This window comes from Pseudomonas sp. BRM28, assembly GCF_002939405.1.
In the GTDB taxonomy this organism is placed as follows: Bacteria; Pseudomonadota; Gammaproteobacteria; order Pseudomonadales; family Pseudomonadaceae; genus Aquipseudomonas; species Aquipseudomonas palmensis.
The window spans coordinates 4,184,835-4,201,937 of sequence record NZ_PEFV01000001.1; the positions used below are offsets into that span (position 1 = coordinate 4,184,835).

Here is a 17,103-nt window from a genome sequence, read left to right on the forward strand (position 1 = left end):
AAATGTTGCGCATGAACCAGTCGGCTTGACCATAGTCTGTTCTGCGTTAGAAGAATTTTGAGGCGCCACACTGGCGCATCGCTACCCTGAGATAGCCGTCTTCCATGTTTGGTTCCAACGACGACAAAAAGACCCCGGCCGCGGCCGGTGAAAAGAAAGGCCTGTTCGGCTGGCTGCGCAAAAAGCCCCAGCAACCTGTTGTCGAACAGCCCGAAACCCCAGTGCCAGAGGCGCTGGAGCCTATCGCCCCGACTTTGCCTGAGCCGGTAGCCGTCGAGCCCGCCCCGGTCGCGAGCGCGCCCGTCGCCGTCGAGGATCACCCCAGCAACCTGGTGCTGCCGGTGCCCGAAGAGCCGGTGGCGCTGGTGGCCGACCTCGAGCCCCACGCCCCCCCGCCGATTCCCGAGCGCCCAGCCCCCGAGCCTGCCCCGCAGTACGCTGCGCCCGAGCCTATGGAAGTGCCTGCGCCGCAGTACGCCGCGCCCGAGCCGGTGGTCGAGCCTGTACCGCAGTACAACGCACCCGAGCCGGTGGTCGAGCCGCCTGCAGTGGTGCCGCCCGCACCTGTTGCGGCCACCGAGGTCGCCCTGCCTGTTCCCGAGGCCGCCCCGTCGGCGCCTGAAACCACCACCAAGGCCGGCTTCTTCGCCCGCCTCAAGCAGGGCCTGTCCAAGACCAGCGCCAGCATTGGCGAGGGCATGGCCAGCCTGTTCCTGGGCAAGAAGGTCATCGACGACGACCTGCTCGAAGAGATCGAGACCCGCCTGCTGACCGCCGACGTCGGCGTCGAGGCCACCTCGGTGATCGTGCAGAGCCTGACCCAGAAGGTCGCACGCAAGCAGTTGGCCGATGCCGATGCCCTGTACAAGTCGCTGCAGGGCGAGCTGACCGACCTGCTCAAGCCGGTCGAACAGCCGCTGAAGGTGCATGCCGCGAACAAGCCGTTCGTGATCCTGGTGGTCGGCGTCAACGGCGCCGGCAAGACCACCACCATCGGCAAGCTGGCGAAAAAGCTCCAGCTCGAAGGCAAGAAGGTCATGCTGGCCGCCGGCGACACCTTCCGTGCTGCCGCGGTGGAGCAGCTGCAGGTATGGGGCGAGCGCAACCAAATCCCGGTGATCGCCCAGCACACCGGCGCCGACTCCGCTTCGGTGATCTTCGACGCGGTGCAGGCGGCCAAGGCGCGCAACATCGACGTGCTGATCGCCGACACCGCCGGTCGCCTGCACACCAAAGACAACCTGATGGAAGAGCTGAAGAAGGTTCGCCGCGTGATCGGCAAGCTGGACGCCGACGCGCCGCACGAGGTGCTGCTGGTGCTGGACGCCGGCACCGGGCAGAACGCCATCAACCAGGCCAAGCACTTCAACCAAAGCGTGGAGCTCACCGGCCTGGCGCTGACCAAGCTCGACGGCACCGCCAAGGGCGGGGTGATCTTCGCCCTGGCCAAGCAGTTCGGCCTGCCGATCCGCTACATTGGTGTGGGCGAAGGCATCGATGACCTGCGCACCTTCGAAGCCGAGCCCTTCGTACAAGCCTTGTTTGCCGAGCGGGAGCCTTCATGATCCGATTCGAACAGGTCGCCAAGCGTTACCCTAACGGTCACGTTGGCCTGCATGAATTGAGTTTTCGGGTGCGTCGGGGCGAGTTCCTGTTCGTCACCGGCCATTCCGGCGCGGGCAAGAGCACCTTGCTGCGCCTGCTGCTGGCCATGGAGCGCCCGACCAGCGGCAAGTTGCTGCTGGCCGGCCAGGACCTTGGTCAGATCAGCAACGCGCAGATCCCGTTCCTGCGTCGCCAGATCGGCGTGGTGTTCCAGAACCACCAGCTGCTGTTCGACCGTACCGTGTTCAACAACGTCGCCCTGCCGCTGCAGATCCTGGGCCTGTCCAAGGTCGAGGTGGCCAAGCGTGTGGACGCGGCGCTGGAGCGTGTGGCCCTGTCGGACAAGGCCCAGCTGTTCCCCGGCGACCTGTCCACCGGCCAGCAGCAACGGGTGGGCATTGCGCGTGCCATCGTGCACCGTCCGGCCCTGTTGCTGGCGGATGAACCCACCGGCAACCTCGACCCGCGCCTGGCGGCCGAGATCATGGGTGTTTTCGAAGATATCAACCGCCTGGGCACCAGCGTGCTGATCGCCAGCCACGACCTGGCGCTGATCGCGCGCATGCGCCATCGCATGCTGACCCTGCAGCGCGGCCGCTTGATCGGCGATGGGGAGGCCGGGCAATGAGTGCAACACGTAGTCCCAAGGTGTCCGAGCGGGTGGCCCCTGCGGCAGCCGAGCCAAGCCCTCAGAAACAGAAAAAGCGCCGTGATGATGACGATGACGGCCCGGATTTCAGCACGCTGCTGCACGCCTGGCTGGAAAGCCATCGCTCCAGCCTGCTCGACAGCCTGCGTCGCCTGGGCAAGCAGCCGATCGGCAGTTTCTTCACCTGCCTGGTGATGGCCGTGGCCCTGAGCCTGCCGATGGGGTTGTCGCTGCTGCTGAGCAATGTCGAGCGCCTGGGCGGCTCGTGGCAGCGTGCAGCGCAGATTTCGCTGTACCTCAAACTTGACGCCAGCGTGAGCGAAGGCGAAGCCCTGCGTACCCAGATCAAGGGCATGCCGGGGGTGGCCGATGCCGAGTATGTCAGCCGTGAACAGGCCCTCGACGAGTTCCAGCAGCAGTCCGGGCTGGGCGAGGCCTTGCGCGAGCTGCCGGAGAACCCCTTGCCTGGCGTGGTCGTGGTGACCCCGGCCGAAGTCGACAAGCCAGCGCTGGAGGCCCTGCGCCAACGCCTGGCCGAACTGCCCAAGGTGGAGCTGGCCCAGCTCGACCTGGTGTGGGTGGAGCGGCTGGCGGCGATCCTCAAGCTGGGTGATCGCTTTGTCTTCGGCCTGACCGTGCTGCTGGTGTCGGCGCTGCTGCTGGTCATCGGCAACACCATTCGCCTGCATATCGAGAACCGCCGTACCGAAATCGAGGTCATCAAGCTGGTGGGCGGTACCGATGCCTACGTGCGCCGGCCGTTCCTGTACATGGGCGCGCTGTATGGCCTGGGGGCAGGCGTACTGTCCTGGGGGGTACTGGCGTTCGGCCTCAACTGGCTGGATGACGCGGTCGTCGGCCTGTCGGGTCTTTACGGCAGCGATTTCTCGCTGGCCGGGGTGCCGCCTGCCGATGGTCTGTCGCTCTTGCTTGGGGCGGTGCTGTTAGGGTATATCGGTGCTTGGATTGCGGTCGCTCGGCATCTGCGTGAGCTTGCACCGCGATAGTGTCTTCCAGCCGTCATTGACTATCGTGTATTTCGGGAACTTGTTTCGCGGTTCCCGGTCAATGGTGGCAGTGCCTGATGGCACAATTCAGTGAGTCGGAGGTTTTTTCGTATGACCACTTCGTTGCAACCTGCCTATGCCTTGGTCCCGGGTGCGAACCTGGAGGCCTATGTGCACACGGTCAACAGCATTCCATTGCTGACGCCCGAGCAGGAGCGTGAACTGGCCGAGAGTCTCTACTATGAGCAGGATCTGGGGGCGGCTCGGCAGATGGTGCTCGCCCACCTGCGTTTTGTCGTACATATCGCGCGTAGCTATTCGGGCTACGGGCTGGCCCAGGCCGACCTGATTCAGGAAGGCAACGTTGGCCTGATGAAAGCGGTCAAGCGTTTCAACCCCGAGATGGGTGTGCGCCTGGTGTCCTTTGCCGTGCACTGGATCAAGGCCGAAATTCACGAATTCATCCTGCGCAACTGGCGCATCGTCAAGGTCGCGACCACCAAGGCGCAGCGCAAGCTGTTCTTCAACCTGCGCAGCCAGAAGAAGCGCCTGGCCTGGCTGAACAACGATGAAGTGCATCGTGTGGCCGAAAGCCTGGGTGTGGAGCCGCGTGAAGTGCGCGAGATGGAAAGCCGCCTGACCGGTCAGGACATGGCCTTCGACCCGGCCAGCGAGGCGGACGACGACAGCGCGTTCCAGTCGCCGGCCAACTACCTCGAAGACCACCGTTACGACCCGGCGCGTCAGCTGGAGGATGCGGACTGGAGCGACAGCTCCTCGAACAACCTGCACGAGGCGCTGCAAGGCCTGGACGACCGTAGCCGCGACATCCTGTACCAGCGCTGGCTGGCCGAAGAGAAGGCCACGCTGCATGACCTGGCGGCCAAGTACAGCGTGTCGGCCGAGCGTATCCGGCAGTTGGAGAAGAATGCGATGAACAAGGTGAAAGCCCTGATCGCTGCCTGATCTGCGGGACCCTGAGGGCCCCTTCACCGGCAAGGCCGGCTCCTACAACAATCCCTGTAGGAGCCGGCCTTGCCGGCGAAGGGGCCCTCTTTGTTTCAGTTGGCCCAGGGCGCCTTGCGCGGCTCATCCAGTTGCACCAGGTAGCCGCTGCCGCCCAGCTGGCTCATCTGCTGACGAATCCACGCCGCCCGTCGCGCCACATAGCTGCTGGGCCGGCTTGCGCTCCAGTTGCGCGGGCTGGGCAGCACCGCCGCCAGCAGGCTGGCCTGCTGGCGCGTCAGCTTGCTCGCATCGGTACCGAAGTGATGGCGGGCCGCTGCCTGGGCGCCGAATACGCCGTCATCCCACTCGGCGCTGTTGAGGTACACCTCCAGGATGCGCTCCTTGGACCACAGCAGCTCGATCAGTGCGGTAAACCATGCCTCCAGCCCTTTGCGCAGCCAACTGCGGCCTGCCCACAGGAACTGGTTCTTGGCCACCTGCTGACTCAGCGTGCTGGCGCCGCGAAGCGTGCCACCACGCTCGTTGTGTGCCAGTGCGGCCTGGATGGCATTGAAGTCGAAACCCCAGTGCCCGGCGAACTTCTGGTCCTCGCCGGCAATCACCGCCACCTTCAGTTCATCGGAGATCTCGCCCCATGGGCGCCAGTCGCGTTGCAGGTCGATGGGCTGGCCGTCGACCCACGATTCCACCTTGCGCTCGACCATCAGCATGGTGCCCGGCGGCGGTACCCAGCGAAACAGCAGCACCAGCAACACGCTGGCAACGGCGAACCAGAGCAGGGCGCGGGTGAGGCGGCGGATCAGGGATGAAAGCATAGAGATGGCTTGGCCGAACCGAATGAGCGGGCCATTATACAGACCCTGTGCCCCCAAGGAGTCTTGCGCATGCTTCGCAGCTTTCTGTTGCTCGCCGCCTTTTTCGGCTTTACCGGCGTGGCCCTCGGTGCCTTCGCCGCCCATGGCCTCAAGGGCCGCCTGAGCCAGGAGTACCTGGCGATCTTCCATACCGGCGTCACCTACCAGCTGGTGCACGCCCTGGCCCTGCTGGGCGTGGCAGTGCTCTGGGCGCACCTGCCCGGGCGACTCACGGCCTGGGCCGGTGGTCTGTTCTGCCTGGGCATCGTGCTGTTTTCCGGTAGCCTGTACCTGTTGACCCTGAGTGGCATCGGCAAGCTCGGCATCATCACCCCTTTTGGCGGCCTGGCCTTCCTCGGCGGCTGGCTGTGCCTGGGCCTGGCGGCCTGGCGCCTGGGTTGACCCGCGGGTCCGGATCGAGACGAATGGCGCCGCTTGGCCTTGGGTTCAGCCCCGGATAGGGGCTAGAATGCGGGCCCCTAAAAACAATGGCGGCCGTGCGCATGCGCATTCAACTGAACGGTGAACCTTTCGAATTGCCCGACGGCGAAAGCGTCGCGGCCCTGCTGACCCGGCTCGACCTCGCAGGTCGCCGGGTGGCGGTGGAGCTGAACCTGGACATCGTGCCGCGCAGCCAGCACGACGCCACCGCCCTGCGCGAAGGCGACCAGGTCGAGGTGGTTCACGCCATCGGCGGCGGCTAGGCCCACGCGCTTCACCTGCAAGTCCCTCAACCTTCAAGAGGATTACCGATGAGCAATGTTCGTAGCGACAAGCCCTTCACGCTGGCCGGTCGTACCTTCCAGTCGCGCCTGCTGGTCGGTACCGGCAAGTACCGCGACATGGAAGAAACCCGCCTGGCCATCGAGGCCTCGGGTGCCGAGATCGTCACCGTCGCCGTGCGCCGTACCAACCTGGGCCAGAACCCGGGCGAGCCGAACCTGCTCGACGTGCTGCCACCGGACCGCTACACCATCCTGCCGAACACCGCCGGCTGCTACGACGCGGTCGAGGCCGTGCGCACCTGCCGCCTGGCCCGCGAACTGCTCGACGGGCACAACCTGGTCAAGCTCGAAGTGCTGGCCGACCAGAAGACGCTGTTCCCCAACGTGATCGAAACCATCAAGGCCGCCGAAGTGCTGGTCAAGGACGGTTTCGACGTGATGGTCTACACCAGCGACGACCCGATCATCGCGCGTCAGCTGGCCGAAATCGGCTGCATCGCGGTCATGCCGCTGGCAGGCCTGATCGGTACGGGCCTGGGCATCTGCAACCCGTACAACCTGCGCATCATTCTCGAGGAATCGAAAGTGCCGGTGCTGGTCGATGCCGGTGTGGGTACCGCGTCGGACGCCACCATTGCCATGGAAATGGGCTGCGAGGCAGTGCTGATGAACTCCGCCATCGCCCATGCCGAACAACCGGTGATGATGGCCGAAGCCATGAAGCACGCCATCGTGGCGGGCCGCCTGGCCTACCTGGCCGGCCGCATGCCGAAAAAACTCTATGCCAGCGCCTCGTCGCCGCTGGATGGTCTGATCAAGTAAGAGCCCCTGATGACTGAATCGCAAGAATCGCCGATCACCGCCGAAGGCGAAGAACGCCAACACCGCCGCATCAAGAGTTTCGTGATGCGTGCCGGGCGCATGACCGAAGGCCAGCAGCGCGGCCTGGACCAGGGCGCGCCGCTGTTCGTGCTGCCACTGGCCGACAGCCCGGTGGATTACGACCAGGTGTTCGGCCGTTCGGCGCCGCGCACCCTGGAGATCGGCTTCGGCATGGGCCATTCCCTGCTGGAGATGGCCGCCGCCGCGCCCGAGCAGGACTTCATCGGTGTCGAAGTGCACCGCCCGGGCGTGGGCGCGCTGCTCAATGGCGTGCTGACCCAGGGCCTGCAGAACCTGCGGGTGTATGACTGCGATGCCATCGAAGTGCTGAACAAGTGCGTGGCCGACAACAGCCTGGACCGCCTGATGCTGTTCTTCCCGGACCCGTGGCACAAGAGCCGTCACCACAAGCGTCGCATCGTGCAGCCGGAATTTGCCGAGCTGGTGCGCAGCAAGCTGAAAGTGGGCGGCGTGTTCCACATGGCGACCGACTGGGAACCGTACGCCGAGTACATGCTGGAAGTGATGAATGTCGCGCCGGGGTACAGGAACCTGGCCGAAGACGGCAAGTGCGTACCTCGCCCTGCCGAGCGTCCGATCACCAAGTTCGAACGCCGTGGCGAGCGCCTGGGGCATGGGGTGTGGGATCTGAAGTTCGAGAAGCTGGCTTAAGACCGCATCACGGCCATTCGCCGGCAAGGCCGGCTCCTACAGATTCAGCGAGATCCTGTAGGAGCCAGCCTTGCTGGCGAAGCTTCTAGCGGCGGTCTGCGACCACGCCAAGCAACACCAGCACCACCAGCAGCACCGGCGCCAGTGCATAGTTGTTGAACTGGCTCAGCCCGCGTACCACCCACGGCGTGGCATAGATCAACGCCGCACCACTGCCGATCAGCACCAGCAGGGCCATGAACGGCACGCGCAACGCACCTGCCAGCCCGCCCAGGCGCTGTTCGACCCAGCCCTTGATGTCGGTGCCGAACAACACCAGCAAACAGCCTACAAGCGCCAGAGAGATCTCCGACAGGTTACTGCGGCTCCAGCGGGAGACGGTCGAGAGCAGGTCGAGTACCAGGTCCATTCGCTATCCTTAGGTCAAGAAATACTGCAGCAGGTCGTTGAGAAACAGCTGGCCCCGCGGTGTCGCCACCAGCCGCGTCGGTTCGACCTGCAAAAGGCCCTTTTGTTCGGCTTCACGGCGCGCCGCCGCCAGTTGTTCCAGCGGCAGGCCGGTACGCTGCGCGAACAGCGCAGCCTCCACGCCCTCGGTCAGGCGCAGGGCGTTCATCAGGAACTCGAACGGCAGTTCGTCCACCGCCAGCAGCTTGTCGCCCGCCTTGAACGCCTTGGCCGGGTTCAGGTAGTCCTTGGGCAGCCGGGTCTTCCAGGTGCGCACGATGCGCCCGTCCGGGTGGCTGAGCTTGCCGTGGGCACCGGCGCCGATGCCGATGAAGTCGCCAAAGCTCCAGTAGTTGAGGTTGTGCCGCGCCGGGCGCCCTGGCTGGGCGTAGGCCGACACTTCGTACTGGCGGTAGCCGTGCTCGGCCATCAGCGCCTGCCCGGCCTCCTGGATATCCCACAGGATGTCGTCCTCGGGCAGCAGCGGCGGCTGGTTCCAGAACACCGTGTTCGGCTCCAGGGTCAACTGGTACCACGACAGGTGGGTAGGGTTGAGCGCGATGGCCTGGCGCAGGTCGCCCAGCGCATCGTCCAGCGACTGGTCGGGCAGGCCGTGCATCAGGTCCAGGTTGAAGTTGTCGAACCCCGCCGCACGCGCCATGCCGGCCGCACGAACCGCCTCGTCACCGTTGTGGATGCGCCCCAGCGCCTGGAGCTTGGCTTGCTGGAAGCTCTGCACGCCGATCGACAGGCGATTGATGCCCAGTTGCCGGTAGGCCTTGAACTTCTCCTGCTCGAAGGTCCCGGGGTTGGCCTCCAGGGTGATCTCGATGTCGGCGGCGAACGGGATGCGTTGCTCCACGCCCGCCAGCAGGCGGCCCAGCGCACGGGCACTGAACAGGCTCGGGGTACCGCCGCCAAAGAAGATCGAGCTGATCGGTCGCCCGTACACCGCGCCCAGCTCCTGGTCGAGGTCGGCGAGCAGGGCGTCGACGTAGGCCTCTTCCGGCAGCTGCGGGGTGGCGGCATGGGAGTTGAAGTCGCAGTACGGGCATTTGCGCACGCACCACGGGATATGGATGTACAGCGACAGCGGCGGCAGCTGCGCGAGTGCCGCCCGTGGTGCGTTGGAGCTGAAGCCAGCCTCGCCCAGATGCAGTGGCTGTGCCGGCGTGCGGTCGGTCATTGCAGGCCCAGGCGCTGACGCAGCAGGCTCATGGCGCGGGCGCGGTGGCTGATCTGGTTCTTGTCGGCGGGGCTCAGCTCGGCGCTGGAGCAGTCGCGCTCCGGTACCCAGAACAGCGGGTCGTAACCAAAGCCGTGGGCACCGCTGGCCTGGTGCAGGATGCGTCCATGCCACAGGCCCTCGCACAGGATCGGCAGCGGGTCGTCGGCATGGCGTACCAGCGCCAGCACGCACACGAACTGCGCGCCGCGCTCGGCGTCCGGCACGTCCTTGAGTACCTCGAGCAACTTGGCGTTGTTCGCCGCGTCGCCCTGGCCATCGGCGTAGCGCGCCGAGTAGATGCCCGGCGCACCACCGAGAAAGTCCACCGCCAGGCCCGAGTCGTCGGCCAGGGCCGGCAGCCCGGAGATACGTGCGGCATTGCGCGCCTTGAGGATGGCGTTCTCGACGAACGACAGGCCGGTTTCCTCCGGCTCGACGCTGCTGAATTCGCCAATCGAACGCAGTTGCACGGTGTCACCGAGCATGGCCTGCAGTTCCTTGAGTTTGCCGGCGTTGTGGCTGGCCAATACGAGTTGCTGGATGTTCATCATTCGCCTGGGAAGAGCTCTTGGTTGAAACTGATGGTCTCGGTCTTGCCACCAATTGCAACATTGATCGTGAAGGTGCGGGTTTCCTGCTGCTCCACCGGGAACTGGGCGATGTAGTAGATCGCGCCCTGTTCGGTGATCTGCTTGAAGCTGAGCGGCACCGTGCGGCTGCTCAGGTCCTTGACGCTGCCGCTGACCTGGGTCACCTGCGGCTTGCCGGCCTTGATCACCGACACGTTGATCACGCCCTGGTTCTTGCTGCGCACCAGTTGCGCCGCCTTGGCGATGTCCGGCTGCAGGAAGGTGGAGATGAAGGTGCTGTAGTGCACCGTGGTGTCACCGAAGACTTCCTTGCGCTCGCCCTTGATCGCATCGGCAGCAAGCGCCGTCGTGCTCAGGCAGGCAACCAGTAAAAAGCTCAACAAGCGACCCATGATCTGTCTCCTCCAGTGTGGGTTGTTCAAACCGCGACCTTGTGTTCCTGCAGGCCCGGGCTGCTGACACGGTAAATGCCGATCTCCCCTAGAAGATTAGGCCATAGCTTGCTCGCCCACCCATGCCGGTGCATATGGTCGACCGCCAGGCGGTCGAGCACCTGGGCGCGACGTTCGCTGCACAGCGCCTCGAAATCCTCGAAGGTGCAGAAGTGGATGTTCGGCGTGTTGTACCAGGTATACGGCATGAAGTCCGACACTGGCATGCGACCCTTGGTCGCCAGGTACCAGCGGCAGCGCCAGTGGCCGAAGTTGGGGAAGGTGATGATGCACTGGCGGCCCACGCGCAGCATTTCGTCGAGGATCCGGTCGGGGTACTCCACGGCCTGCAGGGCCTGGGTCATGACCACCACGTCGAAGCTGTTGCTGGCGAAGTTGCCCAGGCCCTTGTCCAGGTCCTGCTCGATGACGTTGACGCCCTTGGCCACGCACTGGGCGATGTTGTCGGGGTCGATTTCCAGGCCGTAGCCGGCCACCTGCTTGGTGTCACGCAGCGAGGCGAGCAGCTCGCCAGTACCGCAACCGAGGTCGAGTACCCGGCTGCCGGCGGGGATCCAGTCTTGGATGATTTCCAGGTCGGCTCTCATGGGGTCCTCAGCAGACGATGCGGTTCATGTAGTTCGTGAATCCCGTGATGTAGCGCGGGGTCGGGATCAGGAAGGCATCGTGGCCATACGGCGAGTCGATATCCAGGTAGCACACGTTCTTGCGCGCGGCGATCAGCGCATCGACGATCTCCCGCGAGCGCGCCGGCGAGAAACGCCAGTCGGTGGTGAACGACATCACGCAGTAGTCGGCGGTGACGTGGGCCAGGGTCGCGGCCAGGTCGCCGCCGTGGCTGGCGGCGGGGTCGAAGTAGTCCAGCGCCTTGGTCATCAGCAGGTAGGTGTTGGCATCGAAACGCCCGGAGAACTCCTCGCCCTGGTAGCGCAGGTAGCTTTCGACCTGGAACTCGACGCTGTGAAAGTCGTAGTTGAGCTTGTCGCTCTTGAGCTCGCGGCCGAATTTCTCGCCCATCGAGTCATCCGACAGGTAGGTGATGTGCCCGACCATGCGCGCCAGCATCAGCCCGCGCTTGGGGATCACGCCTTCGGCCTGGAACGAGCCGCCGTGGAACTCGGGGTCGGTGAGGATGGCCTGGCGCGCCACTTCGTTGAAGGCGATGTTCTGCGCCGACAGCTTGGGTGCCGAGGCGATGTCCAGGCAGTGGCGCACGCGGTCGGGGTAGGTGATGGTCCATTGCAGCGCCTGCATGCCGCCCAGGCTGCCGCCCACCACGGCGGCCCACTGGCCGATGCCCAGGCGATCGGCCAGGCGCGCCTGGCTGTGCACCCAGTCTTCCACGGTGAGTACCGGGAAGTCGGCGCCGTAGGGCTGGCCGGTGGCCGGGTTGACGCTGCTGGGGCCGGTGCTGCCGTTGCAGCCGCCGAGATTGTTCAGGCTGACCACGAAGAAGCGGTTGGTATCGATCGGCTTGCCCGGCCCGATGCAGCTGTCCCACCAGCCCGGCTTGCGGTCGTCGGGGCTGTGGTAGCCGGCGGCATGGTGATGCCCGGACAGGGCATGGCAGATCAGCACGGCATTGCTGGCCGCGCTGTTGAGGGTACCGTAGGTTTCAAAGACCAGCTCGTAGCTGGCCAGCGAGCGACCGCAGGCCAGGGCCAGGGGCTCATCGAATCGCGCCAGTTGCGGTACTACCAGACCGACCGAATCTTCGGGAAAGACAGTGGACATCGACCCTGCTCACGCTTGAATGAGGCGTAAGTCTAAAGACCGCCACCCCCAGCGGCAAGCAACATGGCGCGGCTTGCGGCCGGGGGCGGTGCGGGTCAGATCATGCGGAACAGTTCCTGCGGCATTCCGGCGTAGGCGGCCAGCGGCGGCATCACGAACGACTGGATCACCTGGATCGCCAGGAAGGCGAAGATCGGCGAAATATCCAGGCCTCCGAGGTTGGGCACCAGCTTGCGAAACGGTGCCAGCACCGGCTCGCTGATCTGGTAGGCCAGCTCGGCGGCGGGGTTGTGGCTGCCGGGGGCGATCCACGACACGATCACCATCACGATCATCGCGACCCAGAAGATCTTCAGGAACAGCGAGGTGACGCCGATGACGGCCCACATCAGCAGGTGCGGGATGTCGCCGAAGGTGCCGTAGGTGACCATCAGCACGAACGCCATCAGCAGCGCCTGGATCACGATCGACAGGATCAGCGATGAGGTGTCCAGCCCGAACACGCTGGGGATGACGCGCCGGATCGGCTTGAGCAGCGGCTGGGTGGCGCGCACCGCGAACTGGCTGAGCGGGTTGTAGAAGTTGGCCTTTACCAGCTGCAGCACGAAGCGCAGCAGCACGATGACCAGGTACAGGCTGACCAGTGTTTGCACCACGAAGATCGCGGCGCCCGAAAGTGCATTCATGCAGAGCTCCTTAGTTGCCCAGTTGTTCGGCCATTTCGGCCGAGCGGTGCGCCGCGGCGCCCAGTGCTTTTTCTACCAGCGCCTCGAACCCGTTGGCCTGGAACGACTTGATCGCCGCCTCGGTGGTGCCATTGGGGGAGGTGACGCGCCGGCGCAGTTCGCTGGCCTCGACATCGCTGGCCACGGCCATGTGCGCCGCGCCCAGGGCGGTTTGCAGGGTCAGCCGAGAGGCGACGTCGCGGGGCAGGCCGAGTTTTTCGCCGGCTGCGGTCATCGCCTCGATCAGCAGGAAGAAATACGCCGGGCCGCTACCGGAGACCGCGGTCACTGCATCCAGTTGCTGTTCGCTGTCGACCCACAGGGCCACGCCCACTGCCGAGAGCAGTTGCTCGGCTTCGGCGCGTTGTTCGGCCGATACCTGCTCGGTGGCGTACAGACCGCTGACGCCCTGGCGCAGCAGCGCCGGGGTGTTGGGCATGCAGCGTACCAGCGGTTGCTCGCCCAGCCAGTTGCGCAGGCTGGCGCAGGTGATGCCGGCAGCAATCGACACCACCAGCTGGTTGGGCTTGAGGCTTGGCTTGAGCGCCTGGCACACCGCCTTCATGGCTTGCGGCTTGACCGCGATCAGCACCACGTCGGCGCCATCGACGGCCTGGGCGTTGTCTTCGAACAGCTGGATGCCGTGTTCGGCGTGCACCCTGGCGCGCGTCTCGGCACCCGGGTCGCTGGCGCGGATCTGCGCGGCGTCCACACCCTGGGCGCGCAAGCCGCCGATCAGGCTGGCGGCCATGTTGCCGGCGCCGATGAAGGCAATTCGAGTCTTGCTCATGTCAGGTCCTTGGTTGAAGAAGGTGAACGATGCATGGGTCAGGCCTGGCCGTAGTCGCGGGCACCGAACAGGGCGGTGCCGATGCGCACCCAGGTCGCGCCCTGGGCAATCGCTGCTTCCAGGTCGTGGCTCATGCCCATCGACAGGGTGTCCAGGCCCAGGTTCAGGCTGTCCTGCAATTGGCGTACACGGGCGAATGCCGCCGCCTGGGCGGCCGGGTCGTCGGTGGGTTCGGGAATCGCCATCAGGCCGCGCAGCTTCAGGTGCGGCAGCGCCGCGATGGCCTGGGCCAGCGCCGGCAGCTCGTCGGGGTTGCAGCCCGATTTGCTGGCCTCGCCGCTGACGTTGACCTGCACGCACACATTCAGTGCGGGCAGCCCGGCAGGGCGTTGTTCGCTGAGGCGTTGTGCGATTTTCAGTCGGTCCACCGAATGTACCCAGTCGAAGTGCTCGGCGATTGCTCGCGTCTTGTTCGATTGAATGGGGCCGATGAAGTGCCAGGTCAAGGGCAGGTCGGTCAATTCGAGCTGCTTGGCCAGGGCTTCCTGCAAGTAGTTTTCGCCCACGTCGCGCACGCCGGCCGCATACACTTCACGTATCGCGGCAGCCGGCTTGGTCTTGCTCACGGCCAGCAGGCGGACCTGCCCGGGGTCACGCCCGGCGGCCTGTGCAGCGCTGCGGATGCGGTCGGCAAGCGTGGAAAGGTTGTCTGCTATGGTGGACATGGATCAACGCCAGCGGCTGTTCGGGTCTGCGGCATTCTACCTGCTTGGCGATGTTTGGGGAGTGTTATGGACATGACCGGGCTGATGGCCCTGGCGCTCAGGGAAGGCGCCTCCGATCTGCACCTGGCGGCCGGCAGTGCGCCGATGATCCGGCGTGACGGGCAGATGCAGCCGCTGGGGCCGGCGGCGTTGAGCAGCGACAACCTGCATGCCCTGCTGGCGCAGCTCATGAGCCCACAGCAGCAGGAGGACTTCGCCAGGCTGCAGGACCTGGACTTTGCCGTGGCCGTGCCCGGGCTGGGGCGCTTTCGGGTCAACGCCTTCGTGCAGGTGCGCGGGCCGGCGGCGGTACTGCGCCTGATACCCGACCAGGTGCCGACGCTGGCGAGCCTGCAGCTGCCGGAGGTGTTTCGTCGCATTGCCGAGTCGCCGGCCGGGCTGGTGCTGGTGACCGGCCCCACCGGCTCAGGCAAGTCGTCCACCCTGGCGGCGCTGGTCGATCACCTCAACCGCGAGCGCGCCGTGCATATCCTGACCCTGGAAGACCCGCTCGAATTTATCCACAGCCCGCTGCGCAGCCAGCTCAGCCAGCGTGAGATGGGGCGTCACAGCCAGGGGTTCGCCCAGGCGCTGCGGGCTGCGCTGCGCCAGGACCCGGACGTGATCATGCTTGGCGAGCTGCGCGACCTGGAGACGATCCGCCTGGCCCTGACCGCCGCCGAAACCGGCCACCTGGTGCTGGCGACCCTGCACACCGCCTCGGCGGCCAAGGCCATCGACCGGCTGGTGGACGTGTTTGCCGCGCAGGAGAAGGCCCTGGTGCGCACGATGCTCGCCGACGCCTTGCAGGCGGTGGTGGCCCAGGTGCTGGTGCCCAGGGTGCAAGGCGGGCGAGTGGCCGCGCACGAGGTCCTGCTGGCCACGCCGGCGGTGCGCAACCTGATTCGCGAGGGGAAGGTGGCGCAGCTGTATTCGGCCATGCAGGCCGGCGCGGCGTTAGGCATGCAGACCCTGGACAGCAGCCTGCAGGGCCTGGTGAGGCGGGGAGTCGTCAGCCTGGAAACGGCCAGGGCGAACGCGCGTTCGCCCGATCAGGTCTAGCGTTTGGCCAGGCGCAGTTGGGTTTGCGGCTGCTCCTTGGGCAGTACGCGCTTGGCGACCACGTAGTGGCTCTGCCAGTAAGGCTTGTTCAGGGTATCGATGCTGACCCGCTTGCCGCGCCGTGGCGCGTGGATGAAGCGGTCGTTGCCCAGGTAGATGGCCACGTGGTTGACGCGGCGACTCTTGATGTTGAAGAACAGCAGGTCGCCGGGCTTGAGATCCTTGCGGTCGACTTTCACGCCGTGGCCGCTGGCCATGGCGTTGGAGGTACGCGGCAGGTCGACCTCGTCGATGTCGTTGAAGGCGTACTTGACCAGCCCGCTGCAGTCGAAGCCCTTGCTCGGGCTGCTGCCGCCCCAGCGGTACGGAGTGCCCAGCACGTTCACCGCGCGGCTGAGCACATCGCTGCTCTGCTTGGCCGGCATCGAGGCGACCTGGCGGGTGGTCTTGGCGACCTTGGAAGAGGCGGCGGACGAGGTGACCTTGGCGTGGGCGCCCTTGGTCGAGCGTACGGCTGCAGTGCTGGTGGTGTGCACGTTGAAGCCGTTGGGAAGACGTTGCTCACGGTTGGTGGCGTGGGCGGCCAGTGGCAATAAAAGGCAAACAGTCAGCCATGTCTTGAAAAAAGGTCGCATGGGCAGGGCTCTTGTTGGTTAAGCGCGCAACTTTATAACAGCTTTTTGATCGAATTCTGGTCCGTTGGTCGATTGCAGAGGCGCCATACGTCGGCTGAGCACGTAAAAGTCACATTTTTTCTTAGAAAATTTCTCTCTAAACCGTGGAGGCTATGAATGAACAGTTATCAGCAACAGGCGCAGCCCCAGGACACCCACAGCAAGGTCCTCGGCTACTTGCTGTGGATCTTCGGTTTTACCGGGTCGCACCGTTTCTACTACGGCAGGCCGGTGACCGGCACCATCTGGTTCTGCACCCTGGGCCTGCTCGGTATCGGCTGGCTGATCGACCTGTTCCTGATCCCGAAGATGGACAGCGAGGCCGACCTGCGCTTTCACGCCGGCCCGCTGGACTACAGCCTGGCCTGGATCCTGCTGACCTTCCTGGGGATATTCGGCGTGCACCGCATGTACCAGGGCAAGTGGATCAGCGGCGTGATCTATGCCTTTACCGGCGGGCTGTTTCTGCTGGGGGTGCTGTACGACTTCTGGACGCTGAACACCCAGGTATCGCTCAAGAACGTGCAGGCGCGGGCCTGAAAGCAGGCGGCCCGCTGCTGCGGGCCGCCGAACATCGGGGTTACTGGCGTATCTGGCGCTGTTGCAGCAGCAGGTTGTTGAAGCCGCTGCCGGCCAGTTGCTTCTGCGCCACGGTCAGCTGTTCGCGATTGCTGAACGGGCCGACCAGCACGCGGTACCAGGTCTCTTCCTTCACCGTACCGGACTCCACCTTCACCGCCTGGCCGAGCAGGATGATCTGCGCACGCACCTTGTCGGCATCGGCCTCTTTGCGGAACGAGCCCGCCTGCAGGTAGAACTGCGTGGTAGCGGCCGGCTTGATCACCGGCGGTGCCGGTGGCGGGGTCTGCCCCAGCAGCGCGGCCTGGGCGCGGGCGGTGTCGATCTTGGCCGCCTCGGCCGGGGTCACCGGTGGCTGCGCCGGTACCGGCGGGGTTTTCTCCGGCACGGCTTCGGGCGGCACGATCACTTCCGACTCGGGCAGCAGTGTGTAGAAGTCGTACTTGGGCTTGACCGGCTGCTGCGGGCTCGGCGCGGTCTTGTTCGCCTCGGCGATCTTCTCGGCCTTCTGCTGGGCTTCAGGCTTGGTGCGCTTGACCTCGTCGCGGCTGGGCTCGAGTTTCATCAGGAACACGATGAACGCACCGACCGTGAGGCCGATGGCCAGCCACATCCAGCCCGGTATCGGTTGCTTGGCCGGGGCCTGATAGCGGCTGGCGCCGCGCTTGGGAGCAGGTTTTTTCTTGGCAGCCAAC

21 protein-coding genes and 1 pseudogene are annotated in these 17,103 nt (G+C 65.3%); 10 read left to right on the forward strand and 12 right to left on the reverse strand.

Going from position 1 to position 17,103, the window contains the following annotated elements; genetic code table 11:
* The first annotated feature begins 104 nt into the window (after positions 1 to 104).
* From ftsY to rpoH, 4 genes are all read left to right on the forward strand, one after another.
* Positions 105 to 1,565, forward strand: coding sequence for a signal recognition particle-docking protein FtsY (gene ftsY, locus CR917_RS19695; RefSeq protein ID WP_104572829.1), 1,461 nt, complete (start codon positions 105 to 107; stop codon positions 1,563 to 1,565).
* On the forward strand, positions 1,562 to 2,233 hold the full coding sequence (ftsE, locus tag CR917_RS19700; protein ID WP_043860122.1) for a cell division ATP-binding protein FtsE: 672 nt from the start codon (positions 1,562 to 1,564) through the stop codon (positions 2,231 to 2,233). The genes ftsY and ftsE overlap by 4 nt, the downstream gene beginning before the upstream one ends.
* Positions 2,230 to 3,261 carry a permease-like cell division protein FtsX gene (gene ftsX, locus CR917_RS19705; protein ID WP_043860123.1) on the forward strand — a complete coding sequence of 344 codons (1,032 nt, stop codon included), beginning with the start codon at positions 2,230 to 2,232 and terminating at the stop codon, positions 3,259 to 3,261. Before ftsE ends, ftsX begins: the two co-directional genes overlap by 4 nt.
* Positions 3,262 to 3,372: 111 nt before the next feature.
* Complete coding sequence (gene rpoH, locus CR917_RS19710; RefSeq protein ID WP_043860124.1) at positions 3,373 to 4,227, forward strand: RNA polymerase sigma factor RpoH; 855 nt, start codon at positions 3,373 to 3,375, stop codon at positions 4,225 to 4,227.
* A gap of 95 nt (positions 4,228 to 4,322) precedes the next feature.
* Here rpoH and mtgA read toward each other — a convergent pair.
* Positions 4,323 to 5,080, reverse strand: a pseudogene (mtgA, locus tag CR917_RS19715) (monofunctional biosynthetic peptidoglycan transglycosylase).
* A gap of 34 nt (positions 5,081 to 5,114) precedes the next feature.
* Between mtgA and CR917_RS19720 the strand changes: the two are divergent.
* From CR917_RS19720 to trmB, 4 genes are all read left to right on the forward strand, one after another.
* On the forward strand, positions 5,115 to 5,486 hold the full coding sequence (locus CR917_RS19720) for a DUF423 domain-containing protein (RefSeq protein WP_043860126.1): 372 nt from the start codon (positions 5,115 to 5,117) through the stop codon (positions 5,484 to 5,486).
* Positions 5,487 to 5,587: 101 nt separating this feature from the next.
* Entirely contained in the window at positions 5,588 to 5,788 is a 201-nt protein-coding gene (gene thiS, locus CR917_RS19725) for a sulfur carrier protein ThiS (RefSeq protein ID WP_043860147.1), read from the forward strand.
* 48 nt (positions 5,789 to 5,836) lie between these two features.
* The gene (locus CR917_RS19730) at positions 5,837 to 6,631 is read left to right on the forward strand and encodes a thiazole synthase (protein WP_043860127.1); all 795 of its coding nucleotides are present in this window, start codon (positions 5,837 to 5,839) and stop codon (positions 6,629 to 6,631) included.
* Between the two features lie 9 nt (positions 6,632 to 6,640).
* Positions 6,641 to 7,363 carry a tRNA (guanosine(46)-N7)-methyltransferase TrmB gene (gene trmB / locus CR917_RS19735; RefSeq protein ID WP_043860128.1) on the forward strand — a complete coding sequence of 241 codons (723 nt, stop codon included), beginning with the start codon at positions 6,641 to 6,643 and terminating at the stop codon, positions 7,361 to 7,363.
* An 85-nt stretch (positions 7,364 to 7,448) separates the two neighbouring features.
* Here the strand turns inward: trmB and CR917_RS19740 are convergent, their stop codons facing one another.
* The 9 genes from CR917_RS19740 to CR917_RS19780 all read right to left on the reverse strand — a co-directional run bounded on the left by CR917_RS19740 (position 7,449) and on the right by CR917_RS19780 (position 14,054).
* Positions 7,449 to 7,772 (reverse strand): DUF3392 family protein, encoded by a 324-nt coding sequence (locus CR917_RS19740; RefSeq protein WP_043860129.1) that lies wholly within the window; start codon positions 7,770 to 7,772, stop codon positions 7,449 to 7,451.
* A 9-nt stretch (positions 7,773 to 7,781) separates the two neighbouring features.
* Entirely contained in the window at positions 7,782 to 8,996 is a 1,215-nt protein-coding gene (gene hemW / locus CR917_RS19745) for a radical SAM family heme chaperone HemW (RefSeq protein WP_043860130.1), read from the reverse strand.
* The gene (rdgB, locus tag CR917_RS19750; protein ID WP_043860131.1) at positions 8,993 to 9,589 is read right to left on the reverse strand and encodes an RdgB/HAM1 family non-canonical purine NTP pyrophosphatase; all 597 of its coding nucleotides are present in this window, start codon (positions 9,587 to 9,589) and stop codon (positions 8,993 to 8,995) included. Before rdgB ends, hemW begins: the two co-directional genes overlap by 4 nt.
* Positions 9,586 to 10,020 carry a DUF4426 domain-containing protein gene (locus CR917_RS19755; protein WP_043860132.1) on the reverse strand — a complete coding sequence of 145 codons (435 nt, stop codon included), beginning with the start codon at positions 10,018 to 10,020 and terminating at the stop codon, positions 9,586 to 9,588. The genes rdgB and CR917_RS19755 overlap by 4 nt, the downstream gene beginning before the upstream one ends.
* A 26-nt stretch (positions 10,021 to 10,046) precedes the next feature.
* A complete protein-coding gene (metW, locus tag CR917_RS19760) occupies positions 10,047 to 10,667 on the reverse strand; it encodes a methionine biosynthesis protein MetW (RefSeq protein WP_043860133.1) in 621 nt (206 codons plus the stop codon).
* 7 nt (positions 10,668 to 10,674) lie between these two features.
* The gene (locus CR917_RS19765) at positions 10,675 to 11,814 is read right to left on the reverse strand and encodes a homoserine O-acetyltransferase (RefSeq protein ID WP_043860134.1); all 1,140 of its coding nucleotides are present in this window, start codon (positions 11,812 to 11,814) and stop codon (positions 10,675 to 10,677) included.
* 95 nt (positions 11,815 to 11,909) lie between these two features.
* Positions 11,910 to 12,500 (reverse strand): YggT family protein, encoded by a 591-nt coding sequence (locus CR917_RS19770; RefSeq protein WP_054915542.1) that lies wholly within the window; start codon positions 12,498 to 12,500, stop codon positions 11,910 to 11,912.
* 10 nt (positions 12,501 to 12,510) lie between these two features.
* Positions 12,511 to 13,329, reverse strand: a complete 819-nt coding sequence (gene proC, locus CR917_RS19775; protein WP_043860136.1) for a pyrroline-5-carboxylate reductase — start codon at positions 13,327 to 13,329, stop codon at positions 12,511 to 12,513.
* Positions 13,330 to 13,367: 38 nt separating this feature from the next.
* The gene (locus CR917_RS19780; protein WP_054915543.1) at positions 13,368 to 14,054 is read right to left on the reverse strand and encodes a YggS family pyridoxal phosphate-dependent enzyme; all 687 of its coding nucleotides are present in this window, start codon (positions 14,052 to 14,054) and stop codon (positions 13,368 to 13,370) included.
* 66 nt (positions 14,055 to 14,120) lie between these two features.
* Here CR917_RS19780 and CR917_RS19785 point away from each other — a divergent pair, with 66 nt between their 5' ends.
* Entirely contained in the window at positions 14,121 to 15,155 is a 1,035-nt protein-coding gene (locus CR917_RS19785) for a type IV pilus twitching motility protein PilT (protein WP_104572830.1), read from the forward strand.
* Here the strand turns inward: CR917_RS19785 and CR917_RS19790 are convergent.
* Positions 15,152 to 15,790 (reverse strand): C40 family peptidase, encoded by a 639-nt coding sequence (locus tag CR917_RS19790; RefSeq protein WP_043860139.1) that lies wholly within the window; start codon positions 15,788 to 15,790, stop codon positions 15,152 to 15,154. The two genes, CR917_RS19785 and CR917_RS19790, sit on opposite strands and share 4 nt — an antisense overlap.
* A 156-nt stretch (positions 15,791 to 15,946) precedes the next feature.
* Between CR917_RS19790 and CR917_RS19795 the strand changes: the two genes are divergently transcribed.
* A complete protein-coding gene (locus CR917_RS19795) occupies positions 15,947 to 16,369 on the forward strand; it encodes a TM2 domain-containing protein (RefSeq protein WP_043860140.1) in 423 nt (140 codons plus the stop codon).
* A 40-nt stretch (positions 16,370 to 16,409) separates the two neighbouring features.
* On the opposite strand, the gene CR917_RS19800 is transcribed toward CR917_RS19795, so the two are convergent.
* The gene (locus CR917_RS19800) at positions 16,410 to 17,102 is read right to left on the reverse strand and encodes an SPOR domain-containing protein (RefSeq protein WP_043860141.1); all 693 of its coding nucleotides are present in this window, start codon (positions 17,100 to 17,102) and stop codon (positions 16,410 to 16,412) included.
* Position 17,103: the final 1 nt, after the last annotated feature.